19 protein-coding genes are annotated in these 21,793 nt (G+C 71.0%); 12 read left to right on the plus strand and 7 right to left on the minus strand.

The features are described 5' to 3' along the window. The first annotated feature begins 123 nt into the window (after window positions 1-123). Window positions 124-1,647: a DHA2 family efflux MFS transporter permease subunit gene (locus tag FEF34_RS02175; RefSeq protein WP_138051604.1), complete on the plus strand. Its 1,524-nt coding sequence runs from the start codon at window positions 124-126 to the stop codon at window positions 1,645-1,647. Window positions 1,648-2,007: 360 nt separating this feature from the next. Here FEF34_RS02175 and FEF34_RS02180 read toward each other — a convergent pair whose 3' ends face one another. Further along, window positions 2,008-2,694 carry a TetR/AcrR family transcriptional regulator gene (locus FEF34_RS02180; protein ID WP_138051605.1) on the minus strand — a complete coding sequence of 229 codons (687 nt, stop codon included), beginning with the start codon at window positions 2,692-2,694 and terminating at the stop codon, window positions 2,008-2,010. Window positions 2,695-2,891: 197 nt separating this feature from the next. Here FEF34_RS02180 and FEF34_RS02185 point away from each other — a divergent pair, with 197 nt between their 5' ends. Next, on the plus strand, window positions 2,892-3,755 hold the full coding sequence (locus tag FEF34_RS02185) for an NmrA family NAD(P)-binding protein (RefSeq protein ID WP_138051606.1): 864 nt from the start codon (window positions 2,892-2,894) through the stop codon (window positions 3,753-3,755). Between the two features lie 311 nt (window positions 3,756-4,066). Here FEF34_RS02185 and FEF34_RS02190 read toward each other — a convergent pair whose 3' ends face one another. Together FEF34_RS02190 and FEF34_RS02195 are read right to left on the minus strand one after the other, a co-directional pair. After that, on the minus strand, window positions 4,067-4,759 hold the full coding sequence (locus tag FEF34_RS02190) for a metal-dependent transcriptional regulator (protein WP_138051607.1): 693 nt from the start codon (window positions 4,757-4,759) through the stop codon (window positions 4,067-4,069). 8 nt (window positions 4,760-4,767) lie between these two features. Further along, window positions 4,768-5,301 carry a YbhB/YbcL family Raf kinase inhibitor-like protein gene (locus FEF34_RS02195; RefSeq protein WP_138051608.1) on the minus strand — a complete coding sequence of 178 codons (534 nt, stop codon included), beginning with the start codon at window positions 5,299-5,301 and terminating at the stop codon, window positions 4,768-4,770. A 161-nt stretch (window positions 5,302-5,462) separates the two neighbouring features. Here FEF34_RS02195 and FEF34_RS02200 point away from each other — a divergent pair, with 161 nt between their 5' ends. After that, a complete protein-coding gene (locus FEF34_RS02200; protein ID WP_138051609.1) occupies window positions 5,463-6,143 on the plus strand; it encodes a GntR family transcriptional regulator in 681 nt (226 codons plus the stop codon). Window positions 6,144-6,495: 352 nt separating this feature from the next. Here FEF34_RS02200 and FEF34_RS02205 read toward each other — a convergent pair whose 3' ends face one another. Beyond that, on the minus strand, window positions 6,496-8,151 hold the full coding sequence (locus FEF34_RS02205) for a ricin-type beta-trefoil lectin domain protein (protein WP_138051610.1): 1,656 nt from the start codon (window positions 8,149-8,151) through the stop codon (window positions 6,496-6,498). Window positions 8,152-8,526: 375 nt separating this feature from the next. On the opposite strand from FEF34_RS02205, the gene FEF34_RS02210 reads away from it, so the two are divergent. The 3 genes from FEF34_RS02210 to FEF34_RS02220 all read left to right on the plus strand — a co-directional run bounded on the left by FEF34_RS02210 (window position 8,527) and on the right by FEF34_RS02220 (window position 11,650). Beyond that, window positions 8,527-9,108 (plus strand): SRPBCC family protein, encoded by a 582-nt coding sequence (locus FEF34_RS02210; RefSeq protein WP_234042225.1) that lies wholly within the window; start codon window positions 8,527-8,529, stop codon window positions 9,106-9,108. A gap of 122 nt (window positions 9,109-9,230) precedes the next feature. Continuing rightward, complete coding sequence (locus FEF34_RS02215; RefSeq protein ID WP_138051611.1) at window positions 9,231-10,850, plus strand: radical SAM protein; 1,620 nt, start codon at window positions 9,231-9,233, stop codon at window positions 10,848-10,850. Next, complete coding sequence (locus FEF34_RS02220) at window positions 10,847-11,650, plus strand: class I SAM-dependent methyltransferase (protein WP_138051612.1); 804 nt, start codon at window positions 10,847-10,849, stop codon at window positions 11,648-11,650. Before FEF34_RS02215 ends, FEF34_RS02220 begins: the two co-directional genes overlap by 4 nt. A 28-nt stretch (window positions 11,651-11,678) precedes the next feature. Here the strand turns inward: FEF34_RS02220 and FEF34_RS02225 are convergent, their stop codons facing one another. Continuing rightward, the gene (locus FEF34_RS02225) at window positions 11,679-11,858 is read right to left on the minus strand and encodes an SRPBCC family protein (protein ID WP_199800631.1); all 180 of its coding nucleotides are present in this window, start codon (window positions 11,856-11,858) and stop codon (window positions 11,679-11,681) included. Window positions 11,859-12,196: 338 nt separating this feature from the next. On the opposite strand from FEF34_RS02225, the gene FEF34_RS02230 reads away from it, so the two are divergent. The 6 genes from FEF34_RS02230 (at window position 12,197) to FEF34_RS02255 (ending at window position 19,841) form a co-directional block, all read left to right on the plus strand. Further along, complete coding sequence (locus tag FEF34_RS02230; RefSeq protein WP_138051613.1) at window positions 12,197-12,787, plus strand: TlpA family protein disulfide reductase; 591 nt, start codon at window positions 12,197-12,199, stop codon at window positions 12,785-12,787. Between the two features lie 7 nt (window positions 12,788-12,794). Then, window positions 12,795-13,658, plus strand: a complete 864-nt coding sequence (locus FEF34_RS02235) for a cytochrome c biogenesis CcdA family protein (protein ID WP_138051614.1) — start codon at window positions 12,795-12,797, stop codon at window positions 13,656-13,658. Window positions 13,659-14,021: 363 nt separating this feature from the next. After that, window positions 14,022-16,067: a right-handed parallel beta-helix repeat-containing protein gene (locus tag FEF34_RS02240; protein ID WP_138051615.1), complete on the plus strand. Its 2,046-nt coding sequence runs from the start codon at window positions 14,022-14,024 to the stop codon at window positions 16,065-16,067. A gap of 38 nt (window positions 16,068-16,105) precedes the next feature. Continuing rightward, complete coding sequence (locus FEF34_RS02245; RefSeq protein WP_138051616.1) at window positions 16,106-16,879, plus strand: hypothetical protein; 774 nt, start codon at window positions 16,106-16,108, stop codon at window positions 16,877-16,879. Continuing rightward, the gene (locus FEF34_RS02250) at window positions 16,876-18,174 is read left to right on the plus strand and encodes a hypothetical protein (RefSeq protein WP_138051617.1); all 1,299 of its coding nucleotides are present in this window, start codon (window positions 16,876-16,878) and stop codon (window positions 18,172-18,174) included. The genes FEF34_RS02245 and FEF34_RS02250 overlap by 4 nt, the downstream gene beginning before the upstream one ends. Window positions 18,175-18,275: 101 nt before the next feature. Further along, the gene (locus FEF34_RS02255) at window positions 18,276-19,841 is read left to right on the plus strand and encodes an alkaline phosphatase family protein (RefSeq protein ID WP_234042226.1); all 1,566 of its coding nucleotides are present in this window, start codon (window positions 18,276-18,278) and stop codon (window positions 19,839-19,841) included. A 51-nt stretch (window positions 19,842-19,892) separates the two neighbouring features. On the opposite strand, the gene FEF34_RS02260 is transcribed toward FEF34_RS02255, so the two are convergent. Together FEF34_RS02260 and FEF34_RS02265 are read right to left on the minus strand one after the other, a co-directional pair. Then, complete coding sequence (locus tag FEF34_RS02260; protein ID WP_138051618.1) at window positions 19,893-20,558, minus strand: esterase/lipase family protein; 666 nt, start codon at window positions 20,556-20,558, stop codon at window positions 19,893-19,895. A gap of 200 nt (window positions 20,559-20,758) precedes the next feature. Continuing rightward, the gene (locus tag FEF34_RS02265; protein WP_138051619.1) at window positions 20,759-21,700 is read right to left on the minus strand and encodes an AraC-like ligand-binding domain-containing protein; all 942 of its coding nucleotides are present in this window, start codon (window positions 21,698-21,700) and stop codon (window positions 20,759-20,761) included. Window positions 21,701-21,793 lie beyond the last annotated feature (93 nt).

The raw sequence follows: 21,793 nt of genomic DNA on the forward strand, positions 1-21,793 counted from the left end.
GGGCCGCGGCGGGCCTACCGGACCTCCGTGTCCCGGCCGGTGCACGACGGACCGGGGACGTAGTGTGTGACGGTGCGTCACAAAGAGAGGTCCACCAGGACACGGTGGACCAGGAGACAGACGATGACGGTCGCCACGACCGCGCTCGGCATCTCCATGGTCTTCCTCGACGCCCTGATCGCGAATGTGGCCCTGCCGGACATCCAGCGGGACTTCGGCGTCGGCGAGTCGGGCCTGCAGTGGGTGGTCGCCGCCTACTCCATCGGTATGGCGGCCTCCATCATGGCCGGGGCCACCGCGGCCGACCGGTTCGGCCGGAGGCGCCTGTTCGCCGGCAGCGTCACCGTGTTCACGGTGGCTTCCGTGGCCGCGGGACTGGCCCCCGGGCTCACCGCGCTGGCGATCGCGCGCACGATGCAGGGGATCGCCGCGGCCACCGTGACCGTGACCTCGTTGGCACTGGTGAGCGCCGCCTTCCGGAACGACGACGAGCGGGCTCAGGCCATCGGCTTGTGGATCGGTGTGGCGAACGTCGCGACCGCCTCGGGCCCCGTGATCGGCGGCGCACTGACCGAGACCTTCGGATGGCGTGCCGTCTTCATGGTCAACGTCCCGGTCGGGGCGCTCGTCCTGCTGTTGACCGGCTATGTCGCCGAGTCCCGTGAGCAGCGGGTCCGCGGGTTCGACATGGGCGGTCAGGTGCTGTTCGTCGTGGCGGTCGGCGCGCTCGCCTACGGGCTGATCCAGGGCCAGCAGCTCGGGTGGGGGTCGGTCGAGATCGTGACCCTGCTGACCGTGGGCGTGGGGGGATGCGCCGTCTTCGCCTGGTACGAGTACCACCGCCGGGACCCGATGATGGACGTCCGCCTCTTCAGCCGCCGTGCCTACGCCGTGGGCATCGTCACGCTGTTCTCGGTGTTCTTCAGTGTGTACGGAATGCTGCTGGTGATCACGCAGTACTTCCAGAACGTGGAGGGTTACTCCCCGCAACGCGCCGGCCTGCTGATCCTCCCGCTCGCCCTGACCATCATGCTGCTTTCGCCCGTCGCGGGCCGGTTGTCCGCACGGTCCGGGCCACTGGTGGTCGCCCGGACCGGCCAGCCGCTGCTGGTCGTCGGGCTCAGCGTCGTAGCAGTGGGGATGCCGGTCTCCGTGGGAGTCGTGATCGCGGGGTTGTTCCTCTCCGGCATCGGTGTCGCACTGGTCGCCACCCCGGTCACCGCCCTCGCCATGGAGTCGGTACCGGCGGACCGGTCCGGGATGGCCTCGGGCATCATCAGCGCCCAGCGGGCCGTCGGCTCGACGTTCGGCTTCGCGGTCCTCGGCAGCGTCCTGGCCGTCTGGCTGGGACACACGCTCAGCGACGATCTCCGCCAGGCGGTTCCGGATGCCTCGGCCCGCCGCGCGGTCGCCGACCGGATCGTCCAGGAGGCCAACCCCCATGCCTACGTCGCCGAGATCGGTCCCGGCCGGCCACTGCCCGCCCCCTCCCCCGGCATGCGTGAGGCCATCGCCGCGGCGGCGAAGCAGGACTTCGTGCAGGGGTGCCAGATCAGCGTCGGGGTCGGGGCGGCGATCTGCGCGGTACCCATGGTGCTGCTCTGGACGGGCGCCCGGCGGTACGGGGACCGTCGTGGGACACCGTGAGTGCCCGCGCGCCGGGCCGTTCCGCCGCGTCGGATCGCGGTCCGACACCCAACGCCGCCACCTCGCCCACGACATCCACGGCGATCCTGACGTCCATGAACGACACCGTCCAGCCGGGTGCTCGGGGGCCACTTCCGGCTGTACGCGTTGCGGTTCCGCTCCGCGGCGGGCCCCCTCGGCCACGACCCCGACGGCAACCGCACCTCGGCGAGCCTCGCCGGCACCCGGTCTGCGGCGGGACGAATGGGCCTTGTCGCCCCGAGAAGGTCAGGCCGGGCACGTGGCCTCGTTCCGCTTCGCAGAAGGAAGTGGTGTTCGGGACTTCGCCGTTGCGGCCGGGGCCCACAGCGCAGTGACGGATCAGCGTTGCAACCACTCGTCGAGAAGCGCGGCTTCGGCGTTGCTGAGATGGGGCAGTTCGGGGACGAGAGTGCGGAAGGCCACGACGACGGCCGCCGGATCCCGGGCGGGGACAGCGGGCTCGTCCACCAGGATGGCGCGGGTGATCGCGTCGAAGACGGCGTCGGCCAGGTGGGGGTCGCTCCGCCCCGGCGGCAGGGTGAGCAGGGTGTGGACGGCTCCGACGCCCGCCGAGCGGATGAGGTTGACGGCGCGCTCCTCGCTCACCCGAAGCCGTCCGGCGGCGGCGATTCGGTGGACACGCTCGGCGAGGACCCGCACACCCTCGGCCTGAGCCGGGGTGTCACGTGCACGGGCCGGGTCGAGCAACAGGCCGAAGACGTACGGATTGGCCAGCCCGAAGCTGATCTGCAGGTTCCATCCGGCGCGGAGGTCTTCCACGGGGTCGCCGGAGGGTGCGGTGGTCTGCTTGCCCGCCACGTGTTCGGCGAAGACGTGCTCCGCGGCGGCGTCCAGCAGATCGCCCTTGTCCTGGAAGATCCGGTAAAGCGCAGGAGGCTGCAGCCCGGCCTCATGAGCGACCCGGCGCGTGGTCACCGCGGCCGGCCCTTGCTCACGCAGCAGGCCGGCCGCAGCTTTCACGATGCGGTCCCGGGTGATGTCGCGCCGCTGCGTGTTCGATGCCATGGAGACGATGGTATCGCTTACGCGTGACAAGCGATGCTTCCACCGATACCACCATCTCTCCGCTACCCAGGTTCCCTCGACTCAACTGGTGGAACGGCCAGATCGTGGCCAGGTGGGTACGCGGCTTGCGTCCATCGGAATTATCATTGATAACGTAGATTCAGTTCCATTGGAAACGCATGAGATGGGAGCCACCAGTGCTGATCATCACGGGAGCCACCGGCCGCCTCGGGGCGCTGATCGTCAACCGCCTCCTGGAGCGGCTGCCGGCCGACAGGATCGGCGTCAGCGTCCGCGATGCGAGCAGGGCCGCCGAGTTCGCCGAGCGCGGCGTCCGCGTCCGGGCGGGGGACTTCACCGAACCCGACAGTCTGAAGCACGCCTTCGAAGGCGCCGAGCGTGTCCTGGTCGTCTCCGCGGCCATCCGGGGCGGCGCCGCGTTGGCCGCCAACAGCGCCGCCGTCGACGCGGCACGGGAAGCGGGCGCCCGAAGCATCCTCTACACCAGCCACCAGGCAGCCTCTCCCACGTCGCTCTTCCCGCCGCAGCAGGTCCACGCAGCCACCGAGGAGCACCTCGAGCGGCAAGGGGTCCCCTACACCGCCCTTCGCAACGGGTTCTACGCCTCCACCTTGGAGCCCTACATCGGCGCGGCACTGGAGACGGGCACCCTCGCCGTGCCGCAGGACGGCCCGGTGTCCTGGACGGCCCACGAGGACCTGGCGGAGGCGGCGGCCCTGGCGCTGGCCGAAGAGGGAGCACTCGAAGGGATCACCCGGCCGCTGACAGCCCGCCACGCGCTGGACTTCGCCGACGTCGCCGAAATGCTCGGACGCATCACCGGCCGGACGATCACGCGAGTCGTCATGGACGACGACGACTGGATATCCGCAGCAGTCGCCGGCGGGATGCCGCGGCCGGCTGCGGAGTTCGCCTTGACGATGTTCGCCGCGTCGCGCAACGGCGAGTTCAACGTCACCGACCCCACACTCGGAACCGCCATCGGCCGTCCCGCGAGGACCGTCCACGAGGCCCTGGAGGCCCTCGTACGCTCCCGGTGAACCCACCGGCCCCGGGGGCCGGGCGGGTCGGCATCGCCGCCGCGCCACCCGCCAGGCCCGGCGACGGCGGCCGGACCCGGCCCTGCGGGCGACACCGAAACATGCCGATTCCGACGGGACCGTCCCGGCCAACCTCCCCGACGGACGGTCCGCAGCGGCGGTGGACCCGGTGTGGCCGACGCGCCGTCCCGGCCGTGGTGTCGGCGGCATCGCGGATCGCGGCGGACGTGGACGGCCCTCCACCAGATCCTGGCCGAGGGCCGCCCACGGGCCCGCACCGGGCACGCCGACGGGCAGGCACCCTGCTTGGTTCAGGGCTTGGCCACGAAGACGTGCGCGGCGGTCGGCACGGGGAGTTCGGCGGTCACCCGGCCGTTGCCGACCGTCACGCCGCCGGGCGACGACGTCACGCTCACGACCGCGCCGGGCCGCAGTCCGGCGTACCGCACGGCGTGTATCAGCCGGGAGTCGGTCTGAACCGGTTCCCCGATGCGGTGTACGACCGCGCTGACGCCGTCCGGCCCGGTCTTCAGGTCGCTGAGGCTGACCGTGGTGCCGGCGTGGGGCGGATCGGCGGCGCCTTCCTCACCGAGCTCGGCGAGGCCCGGGATCGGGTTGCCGTACGGCGAGTGTGTCGGATGCCGCAGCAGTTTCAGGACGCGGCGTTCGACGGCCTCGCTCATCACATGCTCCCAACGGCATGCCTCGGCGTGGATCTGCTCCCACTCCAGCCCGAGCACGTCGAGGAGCAGGCACTCCGCGAGCCGGTGCTTGCGCATGACACGCACGGCGAGTCGGCGACCCTCGTCGCTCAGCTCGAGGTGCCGGTCGCCGGCGACGCGCAACAGGCCGTTGCGCTCCATGCGGGCGACGGTCTGGCTGACCGTCGGGCCGCTGTGCCGCAGGCGCTCGGCGATGCGGGCGCGCAGCGGGACCGCGCCTTCCTCCTCGAGCTCCAGGAGAGTGCGGAGGTACATCTCCGTGGTGTCGATGAGTCGGGACATGCCGGACGTCAGGCGGGCGTCTCGGCGGTGACGGTCAGCACCGCGCGGCCGAGGGTGTGACCGGCCATGGTGAAGCCGAGGACGGCCGGGGTGGCATCGGCGGGGACGCCTATGGAGGCGACGTCGAGGGCGTGCACCACGACGAAGTAGCGGTGCGGGCCGTGCCCGGCCGGCGGGGCGGCGCCGATGTAGCGGGCCAGGCGGGCGTCGTTGGGCAGTTGGAAGGCACCTTCCGGCAGGCCCGCGCCGGTGTCGTCGCCTGCGCCCTCGGGCAGCTCGGTGACCGTGGCGGGGATGTCGGCCACCGCCCAGTGCCAGAACCCGGACCCGGTGGGAGCGTCGGGGTCGTAGACGGTGACGGCATAGCCCTCGGTGCCGTCGGGAGCGCCACTCCAGGACAGCTGCGGGGAGATGTCCTTCCCGCCGGGCAGGGCGGAGGCGTGCTGCTCCGGCGGCCAGGCGGCCCCGTCGGTGACGGTGGCGCTGGTGACGGCGAAGGAGGCCGCTTCGGGGAGGCGGGCGAAGGGGTCGTTGGCGTGCATCGCGTCGGTTCCTCTCAGAGCTGTGTGCTGGGGGTGGCGGTACGGCCGGCCATCGGGCCCCGAGGGCGACGGAACGACACCCGTCGGCGCCCTACCGACCATCACCAAATCGACAGTAACACAGATAATCGATTATCTATCACATCGTCTATGCTGTGGACATGACTCGTACGGCTCCCAGCTCGGCCCCCGCCGGGAAGCAGATGCTCTCCGAACAGGTCTACGCACACCTGCGCGACGCGATCCTTCGCGGTGACCACGCCCCTGGCGACCCGCTGAAACCGCAGGACCTCGCCAAGGAACAGGGCGTAAGTCTGGCCGTCGTACGCGAGGCGCTCGTACGGGTGGTCGGCGAGGGCCTCGCCGACCGCCTGCCCAACCGCGGCTTCGCCGTCCCGGCCTGTTCCGACCGCCGCTGGCAGGAGATCGCGGAGGCCCGCCGGACCGTCGAACCCGTCGTACTGCGGATGTCCATCGAGCGCGGGGACGTCGACTGGGAGGCTCGTGTGCGCGCCGCCCACCACCGCCTGGCCCGCACCCCGGCGTACCTGCCGGAGGAGGGCGAGTACTACAGCAGCGCGTGGTCCGAGGCCCACCGGGTCTTCCACCGAACGCTGCTGGAGGGCTGCGGCAACCCCGTCCTGCTCCAGACGTTCGACCGGATGTGGACCGCGAGCGAACTGGCACGCCGCTGGTCGGCGCACCGCAACCCCGGCCGGGACGGGGCCCTGGAGCATCGCCGGCTGGAGGAGGCGGCACTGGCCCGCGACGCCGACGCCGCGTCCGAGCTCCTCATCCGGCACCTCACCCAGACCGCGGACGTCATGGCCGACCCCATGTGAAGGTCGGTCAGGAATCACCGAACAGATCGCGGTCACACAACGAACCCGGGCGGTCGACCGGGTCCACCGGGCCCGAACCGTTCACGCGTACGCCGACACCGAGGTGTCGGCGTACGCGTGAACGGTTCGTCGCGGTCCGCCGAGTTCCGGTCGGTAGGCGCCTGGGCTCACCGGGTCAGAGGCCTCGTCCTCTCACATCTCCGCATCGCGGGCGAGCTCGGCGATGTCATCTGCACCGGACGGCGCCGCCCGTGGCCTGCGCCCTCTGGCACCACTCCACGCGCGTAGCTCCGAGAAGGTCCCCGATGGAGCACGTGCGTTTCCCTCCTCTTCCTTCCGCAGGCCACCGTCGTCAGGAGGCACTCGCCACGGGGAGGGGCGACGCTCCGGCCGCCGCGACCGGCCGGGTCCCCCAGCGTTCGTCGCCCACCCCGGAACTCGCCTTGAGCACCAACGGCCGCACTTCGCCGGAGGAGGTGGCGACGGGAACGATGACCTGGTCGGACAGGGGCTTGGACTGGATCGCCCCGCTCTCACTGATGACGAAGGTCATCCGCGATCGCTTCTCCGGGTCGTCGGACGCGCAGGGCCGGATCCCGACGACCGCGCTGTCTCCGCCGACCTTGAGGCAGAAATCGGAGTCGGCCTCGTTGTGCAGGTGTCCGTCGGTGTCGAAGGTCCATCGTTGGGTCGCCCCGGAGCCACACGGCGCGGCGACGGCACTGACACGTTTGTCCACCACCTGGTTCTCCACGTCCAGGCACAGCCCGGTGGACGCATGGACGATCTGGGAGGGCTCGCCGACAGGTACCGGCGCGGGTGCCTTCCGGCCCGGACCCGGAGTCGGACCTCCCGCCGGCGATCCGTCGGCGGAACGGGAGGGCGTGGAGGACGGAGACGGGTCGGCCGGCTGGCTCGGCTGGGGGCGCACGAGACCGGTGACGTTCCAGCTCCCGGGCATGACGTCGTGAGCGGTCACCGCGGCCACCGCCGCCACCGCGACCACGGCGGCCATGCCGCCGGCGGCCTTGACGGTCCGGTGTCCCGGGACGGATCGACGAGCGGGCCCGGGACGGCCGGGACCGTTCGAGTCCTCACCGAGTGCGGCATGAACGTCGAGCCGGCTCTCCCGTCCGTCAGCGCCGGGCGCAGTGCTCTGCTCGAGCGGCTTCGGCTCGGGGGTGCCGCGCATCGGGACGCGCTCGGTGTAGGCGGCGCCGCCCCACATCAGCAGCCCCTCGGCCAGCAGGGTCCGTGGACTCCCGGACAGCCCGGTGAGTCCGGACAGCAGGACCTCGCAGTCGGTGCAGCGTGCCAGATGTGCGGCCAGATCCGGGTGCCGGTCGCCGCCGCGCGCCTGCGCGGCGGCTTCGATGATGCGCCTGAACCCACGGCACTCCGCGGTGCCGCGGCGCGACAGGTGCTCCTGCGCGTAGGCATCCCGCATGGCGACCTGCGCCTTGGCTGCGAGATCGGGGACGACACCCGAGGTGGTGCCCAGGTGCGTGGCGACTTCGGAGTACGGCTCGTCGTCGACGACCGCGTACCACAGGGCGGACCGCAACCGCTCCGGCAGCTGGTAGAAGGCCCTGATCATGGCGTTGGGCGCCCTGGATCCGCCGCCGACGTCCGCCGTGTGCACCCAGGCCAGGAAGTCGGGCCTCAGCCATTCCCGTCGGTCGTCCAAGGCCCAGACGAACGCGGCTTCGCCTACGTGCGTCAGCGCATGGTGGCGCCAGGTCCCTGACGGATCGACCCCTTCACAGACTTCCTCCACCGCCCGGAAGAACGCCTCGTCGGCGAGCTGCCTGCCGGCCTGGCCGCTGACGGTGTGGAGCTGCGCGTAGCCCACGACGGCGGGGAGGTGTCTCCGCCGCAGCTCCCGGACGGCCGGCCCTTCGCCTTCGGTACCGGAACGCAGGCGCTCGACGAGGTCGGCCTCCGAGAGGAGACCGGGGGTCGCCCTTTCCCGGGGAATGTGTTCATCTTCGGTGTCCGAACGCGTCATCGCAGGGCCTCGCTTCCTCGAATCTCCCACGCCGGTCGGGCAAGGGCCCACATGGCACGAGAACGTCCTGGCACGGCCGGGCCTGCACCCGGCCTGAGGGTGATCCCGCAGAGAAGGGCACAACCTTCATACGGAGCCGGCGTGCGCACTGTTCAGCGTCACCCGATCTGTCAACCGGACGCCCACGTCTCGCATGCGGTGGTAACGCCGCGCGACGACAGCCACGGCGCCTCGCCGCGTTGTCGAATCATCCGAATACACCCAGTATGAGGACGACGCTCCGCCTTGCGATGCACCGCATCCGACGCCGCGCGCCGGCCCCTCGGGGGGATGCGGGACAGCCCTGAGCGTCGTACGTGCGACAGGAACGGACGCGTGGAGAGGGTCGGGCTCATGGCGTGGATCGGTGCTCTGGGGGCGGTAACCGTGGCGGGCGCGGCAGGCGGGTACCTCGGGCTGGTGACCGGGGCACTGCCGCTGGACTTGGGCGTGGGCCGGCGCGCACGGCCGCTCGGACCGCAGACCGTCGATATCGCGGCATCGCGTGAGGTGGTCTTCGACGTCATCGCCCAGCCGTATCTGGGACGAGCTACCCGAGCGATGCGCGAGAAGGTCACGGTGCTGGAACGGGGCAGCGACATGGTGCTCGCCGCCCATCGCACCCCGGTCGCGGGCGGGCGGCTGACGGCGACGACGGTGGAGACCGTGCGGTTCACCCGCGCGGAGCGCGTCGACTTCCGTCTGGTGCGCGGGCCGGTGCCCGCCGTCACCGAATCGTTCACCCTCACCGGGCACGGGTCCGGCACGCGGCTGGTCTACGAGGGTGAACTCGCCACGGATCTGTGGCGGGCCGGGCAATGGTGGGGCGGCCTGGTCGCCCCACGGTGGGAGGCGACCGTCGCGGCCTCCCTGGGCACCGTCCGACGAGAGGCGGAGCGACGCTCGGCTCTGCGGTGAGCGGCCTCCGGTGCACGCGCCGGTCCGGAGGAGCGCCCCCGACCGTCCCGGCACCACCCGCCTCGCAGGCGGGGCGGAGAGCCTGATCGTGACGACACCCGATGAGTGGAGGAAGGCCTTTCATGGAGGAGTTCCGCGTGACCCGGGCACCCGCGCCTCCGCACAAGTCGGACCGCGACGAGGTGTTCGTGGAGTTCACCAAGTCCATCTGCCCGCTGTGCAAGACACCCGTCGATGCGCAGGTCAACATCCGCGAGGACAAGGTCTATCTGCGGAAGCGGTGTGGTGCACACGGTGAGTTCGAGGCTCTGGTCTACGGGGATGCCGAGGAGTACCTGTCGTCGGCCCGGTTCAACAAGCCCGGCACCATCCCCCTCGCCTTCCAGACCGAGGTGAAGGACGGCTGCCCCAGCGACTGCGGGCTCTGCCCGGAGCACAAGCAGCACGCCTGCCTGGGGATCATCGAGGTCAACACCGGCTGCAACCTGGACTGCCCGATCTGCTTCGCCGACTCCGGCCACCAGCCGGACGGCTACTCCATCACCCGCGAGCAGTGCGCCCGGATGCTCGACGCGTTCGTGGAATCCGAGGGGGAGGCTGAGGTGGTGATGTTCTCCGGCGGCGAGCCCACCGTCCACAAAAACATCCTCGACTTCATCGACCTGGCCCAGGCCCGCCCGATCAGGAACGTCAACCTCAACACCAACGGCATCCGCCTGGCCACCGACAAGGGCTTCGTCGCCGAGCTCGGCGGGCGCAATCAGGTGCCGGGCAAGTCGGTGAACGTCTACTTGCAGTTCGACGGCTTCGACGAGCGCACCCACCTGGAGATCCGGGGCCGTGACCTGCGTTCGTTCAAACAGCGTGCCCTGGACAACTGTGCTGAGGCGGGGCTGACCGTCACGCTCGTCGCCGCTGTGGAGCGTGGGCTGAACGAGCACGAGCTCGGGGCGATCATCGAGTACGGCATCGGCCATCCCGCCGTACGATCCGTGGCCTTCCAGCCGGTCACCCACTCCGGCCGGCACGTGGAGTTCGACCCGCTGCAACGGCTCACGAACCCCGACGTCATCCGCCTCATCAACGCCCAGCGCCCCAACTGGTTCCGGAAGGGCGACTTCTTCCCCGTGCCCTGCTGCTTCCCGACCTGCCGCTCCATCACCTATCTGCTGGTCGACGGTGAAGCGGGCAACCGAACGGTCGTCCCCATCCCGCGGCTGCTCAACATCGAGGACCACCTCGACTACGTCACCAACCGGGTGATGCCCGACGCCGGGATCCGCGAGGCCCTGGAGAAGCTGTGGTCGGCCTCCGCGTTCATGGGCACCCCCACGACCGGGGAGAAACTGCGGGCCACCGCCGAGGCCTTGGGCTGTGCTGGGGGCGCCTCCCGTGCCGAAGGCTACGGGGGAGCCTGCGGCATCGACCTCCCCGAGGCGGTGAAGGACCTCGACGAGAAGGCGTTCATGGTGGTCGTTCAGGACTTCCAGGACCCCTACACCCTCAACGTCAAGCAGCTGATGAAGTGCTGCGTCGAGGAGATCACCCCCGACGGACGCCTCATCCCCTTCTGCGCCTACAACTCCGTCGGCTACCGCGAACAGGTCCGCGCGCAGATGTCCGGCGTCCCCGTCGCCCCGGTCGCGCCGAACGCCCTGCCGCTCGCCGAACGCCTCACCACGACGCCGTACGGCTCCAAGACCGCGACCACCCCCGGCGCAGAAGGGACGCTCCCGTCATGACTCAGCCGCCCACCGGTGAGGAGCTGAAAGGGTGCTGCGCCGCCGCGTACTCCTCCGACGTCGTCGCCCTGCTCCTCGGCGAGTCGTACCATCCCGGCGGCACCACCCTGACCCGCCGCCTCGCCGACGGCCTCATCCTGACCTCGCGGGCACGGGTCCTCGACGTCGCCTCCGGCCGCGGCACCACCGCCCTGTTGCTGGCCGACGCCTACGGCGCCGACGTCGACGGTGTGGACTACGCGCCGGCGAACACCGCCCTCGCCCAAGGCGCCGCACAGGCAGCCGGCCTCGCCGACCGGGCACGGTTCACCACGGGGGACGCCGAGCACCTGCCGTACCCCGATGGCGTCTTCGACGCCGTGGTGTGCGAGTGCGCCCTGTGCACCTTCCCCGACAAGACGCGCGCGGCAACCGAGTTCGCTCGAGTCCTGCGGCCCGGTGGCCGCCTCGGCATCTCCGACGTCACGGTCGACACCACCCGGCTTCCGCCCGGGCTCACCGGCCTCGGCGCCCGGATCGCCTGCATCGCCGACGCCCGGCCGCTTGGGGAGTACACCGGGATCCTGGCCGGCGCGGGACTGCGCACGCTCCGTACCGAGCGCGTCGACCAGGCGCTGGTGCGGATGATCGACCAGATCGAGGCCCGGCTGAACCTGCTGCGCATGACCGCGCCGGCTCGCCTCGCTGCCGCGGGCGTCGATCTCGACGCTGCCCCTGCCGTCCTGGGGGCCGCCCGTTCGGCAATCGCGGACGGTGCCCTCGGCTACGCGCTGCTGATCGCCGAACGCACGCCGTGGTAGCGGCGGGACCGCGACGCCGTGACCGTCCTCATCCTCCCGTTCGGCGGCTCACCTGGCGTTGAAGGTCCTGGAGGTCCCTGACGAGTGACGAGCGCACCTCGCGCTCCATGATCGGCCCGGTAAGCCGGTAGAGCCCGGAGGCGTCACCGCGTACGCGGATGCGGGCGCGCGTGCCGCCGTCCGGGAGCGGGGCGAAGGCGTAGGTCACGTGCGTAGGTCACGTGCGTCGGCATCGGACCGGCGACCGAGACCATGTCCGGCAGCCGAGGCGGCTCGTATGCGGCGACCCCTGTCCGCTTGCCCCTGAGCAAGGGATCGTGCTGGTGAAGGTGCCGGTGCCGCGGGACGGCACTGTGCCACCGGCCCGTCGGGCGCCGCTTCTCTCGGCGGTCGAGGACACGGTCATCCGTCGGAGCTCCCGCGCGAAGATCCCCGGTCCGAGGACGCCGCCTGTCGACGTCACCGATTCGTAAGGCCCCGGCCCGCTGCCCGCTCGAGCCGCCACTACTACCATCGCCACCGGTCCCGACCCTTCAGGAGTCCTCCTTGCGCGCCCGCGTCCTCCTCCCCGCCGCCCTTGCCGCCGCCCTCCTCACCCTGACCGCATGCGGCTCGGACGAAGGTTCCGCGCCGGCCGGCGACACGGGTGTCCCACCTTCCAAGGCGTCCTCCCCCACGGGTTCGCCCGCCGGCTCCCCCGACAGCGGCAGCGGCTCGCTGGGCGCAGACGTCCCCGAGGCACTGGACTTCACCGCCACCACCGTGGACGGCAAGCCGTTCGACGCGAAGACCCTCGCGGGCAGGCCCACCGTGCTGTGGTTCTGGGCACCGTGGTGCCCGACGTGCAAGGGCCAGGCCGCCGAAACCGCCAAGGTCGCCGCCGCCAACCGGGGCAAGGCGAACGTCGTCGGCGTCGCGGGCCTGGACAAGGGCGCCGCCATGCGCGACTTCGTCTCCGACACCGGCACCGACACCATCCCCCACATCTCCGACGAGAAGGGCGAGGTGTGGAAACGGTTCGAAATCACCCAGCAGAGCTACTACGTGATCCTCGACCGGACGGGAAAGACCGTCTACGAGGGCGTACTCCCCGGCGGCAAGGGCCTGGCGGAGAAGCTCTCCGCCCTCACCGGCTGAACGCCTCATGGCCGACCTGCCCCTGGCCGTCGCCCTCGGCGCCGGAATACTCGCCGCCGTCAACCCGTGCGGCTTCGCCCTGCTCCCCGCCTACCTCTCCCTGCTCGTCATGGGCGACGACACCCCCAGCCGCACCGTCGCCGTCGGCCGGGCACTCGCCGCCACCACAGCGATGACCATCGGCTTCGCCGTCTTCTTCGGCACCTTCGGACTCGTCATCCAGCCCGTCGCCGGCCAGGTCCAGCAGCACCTGCCCTGGTTCACCATCGCCTTCGGCCTGTTCATCACCGCCGCCGGAGCGTGGCTCCTCGCAGGCCGCCAACTGCCCACCCCGGCCCCGAAACTCCGTCGCGCCCCCACCGTCACACGCTCCATGCCCTCCATGGCACTGTTCGGCATGGCGTATGCCACCGCCTCCCTCGGCTGCACCATCGCCCCCTTCCTCGCCATCGTCGTCTCCGCCTTCCGCAGCGGCTCCACGACGGAAGGCGTTGTCCTGTTCGCGGCCTACGCCGCCGGGATGGGCCTGATCGTCGGTGCGGCCTCCCTGGCCGTCGCCCTCACCCGCACCGCCGCCGTCACCCGACTGCGCCGCCTCGGCGCGATCGCCCCGCGCCTCGGCGGCGGGCTGCTCCTCCTTGTCGGCGCCTACGTCGCCTACTACGGCTGGTACGAGATCCGTGCCCTGGGCGACCCCACCACCACGGACCCGGTCATCGACGCGGCGACCGGCATCCAGCGGGCCGCAGCGGACGCCCTGGATTCAGCCGGGCCGGCCGTGCTCGCCGTGCTCTTCGCGCTCCTGCTCCTCACTCCCCTTCTGGTTCGGCGCCGCAACCGCACGAGCCGGGACACCGGCTCGCAATCGTGATCAGGGGCATTTCGACGAGCATCGCCGGCGCCCGGCCGTAGAGGCGGTACCCGTCGTCCTCGGCGGGGCGTGCCCGGAAACCCGCATCTGGTCGAGCCCGGCAGAACCGGCCCCTCCGCGTCCTGCGTCGGCAGGCGGATCGTCCTGAAGGTGGCGGCGCACCGGCCGGCCCACGGCAAGCAGGCTCCGGCCGATGACGGCCCGGAAGCGCGGCCTGTCCTGGATCCTGACCGGAACGCTCGAAGCGCAGGCCAGGGACGTTTCACCGCCGGCAAGGGCCGGGGAAGGGTGGTCGTCCACCGGACATCTCGCGCCCAGCGCCTTCCGTGTACCCGAAACATGTTCTAGTTTGCAGGCATGTGGATGACGTGGACACGTCGAACACTGGTCGGCTTGGGCCTCGCGGCCGTGTTGACACTGGGTGCGCCCCCGGGCGCGCAGGCGCACGAGGAGCGCGAAGTCGCGTTCCCCGACGGCTCGGGAAGCGTTCCCGCGTACCGCGAGGGCGAACCCGACCTCCTCGTCTGCAAGACCGACAGGACGGCCTTCGAGCGGCGCGTGTCCCGGTTCCCCGCTGCGCTGCGCGAGCGGAATCTCCGGCTCTACGAGCGGTGTCTCGGCGAGGGATTCCGGCATCTGCAGCAGGCGGTGGACGCCGTCGACAGGCCCGGCATGAACATCGCCGTCCTGCCCGGCCGCTACGAGGAGGAGCCCTCCCAGCCGGAGCCCGAGGGCGACTGCGCCCGGCTCAAGGCCCGCAAGTCGGCCCTGGGATATCAGATCCTGTCCTACGCACAGCAGCAGCAGTGCCCCCACAACCAGAATCTCGTGGCCGTCCTCGGCAAGCGGGACCTGCAGATCGAGGGAACGGGCGCGGGCCCGCTCGACGTGGTCGTGGACGCCGGCTACCGCAAGCTCAACGCGATCCGGGCCGACGGCTCCGACGGAGTCTACTTCCGCAACTTCACCGCCCAGCGCTCCACCTTCAACTCCCTGTACGTGCTCGGTGTGGACGGGTTCGTCATCGACCGGGTACTCACCCGCTGGAACGACGAGTACGGCTTTCTGACCTTCGCGAGCGATCACGGGCTGTACCGCGACTGCGAGTCGTACGGAAACGGTGACTCGGGGATCTACCCGGGCAGCGCGTCGGACATCAACAGCGGGCGCGGCCACGACGTGCCGCGCTACTCCATCGAGATCACCGGCTGCCGCAGTCATCACAACCTGCTCGGCTACTCGGGAACCGCGGGCGATTCGGTGTGGGCCCACGACAACGAGTTCGACCACAACATGGCCGGCGCGTCGATGGACAGCGTGTTTCCGGGCCATCCGGGCCTCCCCCAGAACCACGCCCGATTCGAGCGCAACCTCATCCACGACAACAACCAGGACTACTACCGGTACGTCAGGGACGGCACGTGCGCGAAGCCTCCCGCCGAACGCGGCTACGAACAGGGCGTCGTGTGCCCGCAGACCTCGGTCCCTCCCGGAACCGGAGTGCTCGTCGCCGGGGGCAACTGGAACGTGTTCGAGGGCAACTGGATCTACGGACACCAGCGCACCGCGTTCCATCTCAACGCCGTTCCCGCCTTCCTGCGCGGTGAGGACGCCTGGTCCCGTCAGGCCGACACCTCGCACCACAACCGGTTCCGTGACAACCACCTGGGCAGGGCGAGGAGCGGCGAGTCCAGACCCAACCGGACCGACGTCTGGTGGGACGGCCAGGGCACGGACAACTGCTGGCAGGACACGGGGGACAGCAGCCCGCGGGCCCTGCCCCGGTGCCGGGACGACACCGGGGCCGTCCTCGGCGGATCGCACCGGATCGTGGGCGAACCCATGAAGGTCGTCCAGTTGCTGGTCTGCTCCGACTACAGCGTCCAGGCTCGACGGCTCCCGGCGGGCTGCGACTGGTACGGGGCCCGGGGCTTCGCCCGTATCGAGGTGCAACTCGCGCTCGGCGTCGCCACCGTGCTCGCCGTGGTGGGAGGGGCCCTGTGGTGGCGCAGGCTGCGCGGGAACCGCCTGGTCACCGTTGCCACCGCGCTCGGCGCGGCGGGACTCGTCCTCGACGTCGCGAGCGAGACGACGGCACTCGCCCCGACGGTGGCGGGACCCCTGGCGCTGCTACTGATCGGGGTCTGGCTGACCGCCACCGGACTGGCGCTGCGGCACGGCAGCCGGGCCTTCGGGACGACGACCGTGGTGCTGGGTCTGCTGACGCTGCTGGACGCGTTCGAGCGGGCCTTCGTGATGATTCCGTGGACTCCCCTCGGTCCGGCGTGGCTGCGAGGTCTGCTGGGGCTCGTATGGGTCCTGTGGGCGGTGGCCGCCTCGGCACACACGGTGGCGCGGGACCGGTCCGCATCCTCGCCCGCGGACGACCCGGCGCGGGTCTCCCCGTGAAGGCCGGGGGTGCACGACGCGTCCCGGGAACGGCCGCGATGATCTGGGCGGCGGCCGCGACCCTCGCCCTGGGGGCGGCCTGTACGGAGCGGCCCACCACCCACCACGGCCCCGGAACGAACCACGATGTCGCCACAGACGGCGCCGGAACGCTCCTGGGCACCCCGGGCACGGGCCACCACGAGCGGCTTCGGCAGGTGCCCGCCGCGAACGCTCCCACCGTCTCCCTGACCGTCCGGGCTGACGCGGACGACGGATGGAACGTCCGCATCGACGCCGGGCGCTTCCGCTTCACCCCCGACAGCGTGGGCGGTGCGGCCGTCCTGGGCAGCGGACACGCCCACCTCTTCGCGGACGGCAAGAAGGTCGCACGCGCGTACGGCCGCTGGCACCATCTGTCCGCCGACGACGTGCCTCCCGGCACCAAGACGCTCTCCGTCCGCCTCTACGCGGACGACCACACGGCGTGGGCCGTGGGCGGGGTCCCCGTGCAGGCCACCGCGCGCCTGCCCGGGCCCCCTCCCGACGACCGTCCGGTAGCGGAACAGCCCGACAGAACGGCCGACTTCACCGTCGCCGCGGGCGTCGTCAGACCTGAGCCGGGCCGGATCGAGCTGAGAAGGGGCGACCTGCTCGCCATCCGTGTCACCAGCGACACGGACGACGAACTGCACGTGCACGGCGTGAACCGCACGGCGGAGGTCGAGGCCGGCCGCACCACCACACTCCGGGTCGTCCTGGACCGTTCGGGGCTGTTCGAGGTGGAGATGCACCGGTCCGGTCTGGTGCTGACGCAGCTGGCCGTCCGATGAGCAGTTGGACCGGCCTCGCCCACGGCGTCGGCGCCGGGCACGACCTGCCGATCCCCGCCTTCCACGCCTACGCGGGAGCGTTCGCCGCCCTGCTCGTCTCCTTCCTCGCACTGGGACTCCTCTGGCCCCGCTCGCGTTTCCGGGGCGACCGCGCCGGCCGTCCCCTGCCGGCCCGCGTGCAGCGCTGGGCGAGGGCACCCGCCCTCCGTGCCGGGCTGCGCGTACTGGGGCTCGCCGCCACCGCCGCGGTCCTCCTTCATCTTCTGCTCGGCCCGGACGACCCCGAACGCAATCCGGCCCCCGGCACGGTCTACGTCCTGTTCTGGGTGGGCCTGGTCCCCGCCTCGCTCCTGCTCGGCCCCGTGTGGCGGCTCCTCAACCCGCTGCGCACGCTGCACACACTGGGCTGCCGGGTGGTTCACCGCTCCCCGGCGGAGCCGTTCCGCCGGCTCCCGCAGCGAGTCGGCTACTGGCCCGCGGCAGCCGGACTGCTCGCTTTCACCTGGCTCGAACTCGCTTCTCCCGCCCCGGCCTCGGCCTCCGCCCTGCTCGCCTTTCTGCTCGCTTACGCGTCCGTGCAACTCGCCGGCGCCGCGGTCTTCGGCAGTGACTGGTTCGACCGGTGCGACGCGTTCGAGGCCTACTCCGGACTCCTCGCGCGGCTGGCCCCGATCGGCCGTCGCGCGGACGGGCAGCTCGTCGTGCGGGGCCCGCTGCACGGTCTCGACGGCACTCCCCCGGCACCGGGGCTCGTGGCCGTCATGTGCGTGCTGCTCGGCAGCACCGCCTACGACGGCGCGTCCGGCACACCATCATGGATCACCACACTGCAGACGTCGCCACTGGGCCGCACCGCCACGGCCACGCTCGGGCTTCTGGGCGGCACGGCCGCCGTCGCCGCCCTCTACGTCGTCGGTGCCGGTGCGGCCCGCCTCATGGCCGGGCCCGTGCGCCGACCGCTCACCACGTTCGCCCACTCCCTGCTGCCGATCGCCATCGGCTATCTGGTCGCCCACTACAGCTCGCTCCTCGCCACCGAGGGTCCGCGCACCGTACTGACCGCGATGGGTTCCGGGGCGGCCGGCCCGCCCGGGCCTGAACCTCCGTTCAGCCCCGGGGGCCTTGCCACGCTGCAGGTGACGTCCGTGGTCACCGGACATGTCCTGGGCGTCGTCGCGGCACATGACAGATCGGTACGCGTCCACCCTCCGGAGCGGGCCCTGGCGGGAGAGGTCCCCCTCCTGGTGCTGATGATCGTGTACACGCTCGGAGGCATCGGGCTGCTCATCAGCTGACCGGGGAGACCCCGGCGGAAAGCCGCCGGCCACCAACCCGCAGGGGCACCGACCGCCGCCCCGGACGGACCGGACCACTCGACGTCATCCAGGAGGTACGTGTGAAGCCCGTACTCAGACCCACCCGCACCCGACGGTTCAGCACCGTGGCATGGGTCACCGCAGTGCTCGTCGGGGCGACCTCGGTCGCCGTCCCCGCGCCCCGGGCCGACGCCGCGGTGGGCAGCGCCACCGTGCCCGCGGCCGCCACCGGGAGGGTTCTGGTGATCGGCCTGGACGGGGCGAACCTCGACCGCGTCAAGGCCGCCGACGCTCCGAACCTCCATTCCCTCATGGCACAGGGGATGACCGCCCCGAGCACCCTTCCCACCGTGCCCATGGCCCTCACGTCCTCCGGCCCCGGCTGGTCCACGGTCGCCACCGGCGTGTGGCCGGACAAGCACAAGGTGTGGGGCAACCTCTTCCTCCTCGCGGACTTCGACAGCCACCCGGACTTCCTGACCCGCATCGAGCGCTCCCGTCCCGCCCTCGCCACCTATGCCGCTGCGGGCTGGGAACCTCTGGCTTCGGCGCGCAAGGGCGGCCCCGTGTTCTCCTCCGCCGTCGACAAGCGGCTGAGCCTCGACGGCTCGACCAACGGCAACCGCACCGAGGACGGCAAGGTCGCCGTCGCGGCGGCCGAGGAGTTGCACGGGGGCGATCCCGACGCCGCATTCGTCTACTTCGGTGAGATCGACTCGGCGGGCCACGGCCACGGTGCCGCCAGCACGCAGTACCTGGACGCCATAGCCAGGACCGACCGGAACGTCGGGATGCTGCTGGGCGCCGTCACCACACGGCCGAAGTACCACGAGGAGAACTGGCAGATCCTGGTCACCACGGATCACGGTCACACCGACAAGGGCGGTCACGGCGGTTTCACCGTCAAGGAGCGAGGCACCTTCGTCATCGCCACGGGCCCCGGCATCTCCCCGGGCTCGGTACGGCACGACGTACGGCAGGTCGACGTCGCCGCCACGGCGCTCTCGCACGTCGGCGTGGCGGTCGACGGCCTCGACGGACGGCCCCTGGAGACAACGGGCGAGGACGCGTTCGACACCGTGCGCCCCCTGTTGCGCACCCGCGTCGACGAGTCCGGTGTTCCGGCGGGGACGCTCGGATTCACCCACACTCCCCCCGACGGCTGGCGGGTCGACAACTCGGCGATGGGCGGGGGTGGTGTGGCGGAATGGCGCGGATGGACTTTCGCCACGGACGAGTTCTGGTCGCAGACGCAGTGGGGCCAGTGCCGGGAGACGAACGTCCGCTCCCGCGACGTCTTCGCCGTCGCCGATTCCGACGAGTGGTCCGACCGGTCCACAAAAGGCTCCTTCGACTCCACTCTCATCAGCCCTCGTTGGGCCACGACCGGCGGTTCAGCGGTCACCCTGAGCTACCGATCGCACTACCGCCACTGGCCCGGACAGCGGGCCGAGGTCCGGGTCTCCTTCGACGGGGGGCCCTGGACGACGGCCAGGAGCCATACCCGTACCGCCCTGGCCTCCGGCGAATCGATTCACATCGACGTGCCCGCGGGCGCCACTGACATCCGGGTGGGCTTCCGCTACCGCGGAGGCAACGACTGGTACTGGGCGGTGGACGACGTCCGCGTCGGCCCGGCGCGCTGAACTGCCGCGTCGGAGGTCCGGCCCCGCCGAGGCGGGGCCGGACCTGACCGGTCAGGCGATGAAGTCCCGCACCTTCGTGTAGTTCCCGTGGTCGTCGTTCATGCTGTTGTGGGACTTGCACCCCACCGACGTGTTGGTCGCACCGCTCAGTTTCGCCGACTCGTCCGGGTTGATGGCGGCGTCACATGTGGACCAGAGGGTGGCGTAGTTGACGGCACCCGGGGTTTCGTCGTCGGCGTTGAGGCTCTTCAGGAAGCTGCTCCCGATGACCATTTCCTTGCACGAGGTGTAGAAGGAGCAGAACAGGCTGACGTCCGTCCCGTGGTTCACTCCGGCGACCGAGACGAAGTCGTCGACGTACGAGGTGCCGCCGTGGTACTTGAGGTACCAGCGGGAGTTCAGCGCACCCATCGAGTGGACGACGACGTCGACCTTCTCGGCGCCCGTGGCGGCGAGCACCTGCTGCACCTTCGCCGCCAGCTGCGACGCCGTGGTCTTGTTGGACTGCTTCCAGTCGTAGGACCAGGTGTGCAGCTCCGATGCCGCGTACCCGTCCGCCTTGAACTTGCCGATCCAGGTGTTCCAGGTGCTGGCCGAGCTGCTGAGGCCGTGCACGAACAGGACCGGGTTGCGCGTCGCCGCATGTGCGGTAGGCACGGCGACGAGGGGTGCCAGAACCGCAGCGGTGGCTGCGACAAGCATTGCGGTGCGTCTCATGTGTGACTCCGATGTCTGGCCATGACTGGTCCGTGTAAGACCTCGGGCATGGCGTGGAGGTGGGGGACACCGGCCGGTGGCATCGGGGAATCTGACACAACATCAGTAGTTACCGCAAGGTAACTGCACAGATTTTTTGGTCCGGGCGGCAAACGCGGTGCCCGAGGGGCAACGGCTGCGGCGGGGCAGGCAGGTACGGATCAGACGTGGGGGTGCCGGCGACGCAGCTCCCGCGGACTGGTCCCGAAGCGCTGGCGGAAGGCGGTGCTCAGGGCACTCGCGGAGGAGAACCCCATGGCGCATGCCAGTTCGCTGATCGTCATGTGCGCGTACTCGGCACATTGGAGACGATCACGGACCACGCGCAGGCGTTCCTCACGGATCAGCTCGCGCGGGGTGGTCCCGGCTCGCTGCAGGGCGAGTTGGACTTGGCGCAGCGACCAGCCGAGCGCTCGCGCCATGGAAGTACCGGTGAGTCCCGGATCGGCGGCATGGCCCCGTGCGTAACGGCGGACGACCGCCTCGACCTCGGCCAGGTGATCCGGAACGTCCGGGCGGTCGTCACCCGCGGCGAGCATGCACAGCAACTCGACCGCGCGGTCCGTGACGGCGTCGAACTGCGTGGCGTCGAGACGCGTGCGCTCGTCGTGGAGGCCGACCACCATGCCGTGCAGGACGCGTCCCAGCCCCGTGGACAGGTCGACTCCGGTGTCCAGGGGGGCCTTCCGGTTGAGCGGACCCTCGATCTCGCAGGCGGGTATGGACAGGATGACACCCCTCAGCGTCGAGTCGTGCAGCAACTCGAACGGGGCGTCCAACGTCATCAGTCTTCCGCGGCCCGGAGTCAGCCGGACCTGCCGGCCGTCCTGCCGAAGGGTCAGCTCGCCCTCGAGCGGGAACACGAACCGGTAGTCCGGAGCGGGCGCCTGGCGCACCAGCCGGGGCGTTCTTTCGTACTCGACCCGATCACTTCGCCAGGTGATGAGGTCGTACGTGTCGCTGCGCTGGCTGGTCATCTCGCCGCTGAAGCTGTCCGGGCGGGCGTACCTGAAGTCCAGCCGGGTGTGGTGGAAGTCGACCTGCTCGCTCCACGAGTCGGCCCGTTCCCGCGGCTCGACGTCGGCCGTTGTCTGTTCGACCACGGTGTACGTTCCGCCACGCAAAGCGCCCCTCCGCCGTCACGCGTCCTTGTCCGCACCGCCAGCCGATCCGACGGTTCCAGCGGCCATCCGCGC

Source organism: Streptomyces marianii (assembly GCF_005795905.1).
Taxonomy (GTDB): Bacteria; Actinomycetota; Actinomycetes; order Streptomycetales; family Streptomycetaceae; genus Streptomyces; species Streptomyces marianii.

Bases quoted from the DNA above. Each gene is read 5' to 3' on its own strand.
- FEF34_RS02175 (WP_138051604.1), top strand. From the start codon at position 124: ATGACGGTCGCCACGACCGCGCTCGGCATCTCCATGGTCTTCCTCGAC.
- FEF34_RS02180 (WP_138051605.1), bottom strand. From the start codon at position 2,694: ATGGCATCGAACACGCAGCGGCGCGACATCACCCGGGACCGCATCGTG.
- FEF34_RS02190 (WP_138051607.1), bottom strand. From the start codon at position 4,759: ATGTCCCGACTCATCGACACCACGGAGATGTACCTCCGCACTCTCCTG.
- FEF34_RS02195 (WP_138051608.1), bottom strand. From the start codon at position 5,301: ATGCACGCCAACGACCCCTTCGCCCGCCTCCCCGAAGCGGCCTCCTTC.
- FEF34_RS02200 (WP_138051609.1), top strand. From the start codon at position 5,463: ATGACTCGTACGGCTCCCAGCTCGGCCCCCGCCGGGAAGCAGATGCTC.
- FEF34_RS02205 (WP_138051610.1), bottom strand. From the start codon at position 8,151: ATGACGCGTTCGGACACCGAAGATGAACACATTCCCCGGGAAAGGGCG.
- FEF34_RS02215 (WP_138051611.1), top strand. From the start codon at position 9,231: ATGGAGGAGTTCCGCGTGACCCGGGCACCCGCGCCTCCGCACAAGTCG.
- FEF34_RS02220 (WP_138051612.1), top strand. From the start codon at position 10,847: ATGACTCAGCCGCCCACCGGTGAGGAGCTGAAAGGGTGCTGCGCCGCC.
- FEF34_RS02235 (WP_138051614.1), top strand. From the start codon at position 12,795: ATGGCCGACCTGCCCCTGGCCGTCGCCCTCGGCGCCGGAATACTCGCC.
- FEF34_RS02240 (WP_138051615.1), top strand. From the start codon at position 14,022: ATGACGTGGACACGTCGAACACTGGTCGGCTTGGGCCTCGCGGCCGTG.
- FEF34_RS02245 (WP_138051616.1), top strand. From the start codon at position 16,106: ATGATCTGGGCGGCGGCCGCGACCCTCGCCCTGGGGGCGGCCTGTACG.
- FEF34_RS02250 (WP_138051617.1), top strand. From the start codon at position 16,876: ATGAGCAGTTGGACCGGCCTCGCCCACGGCGTCGGCGCCGGGCACGAC.
- FEF34_RS02260 (WP_138051618.1), bottom strand. From the start codon at position 20,558: ATGAGACGCACCGCAATGCTTGTCGCAGCCACCGCTGCGGTTCTGGCA.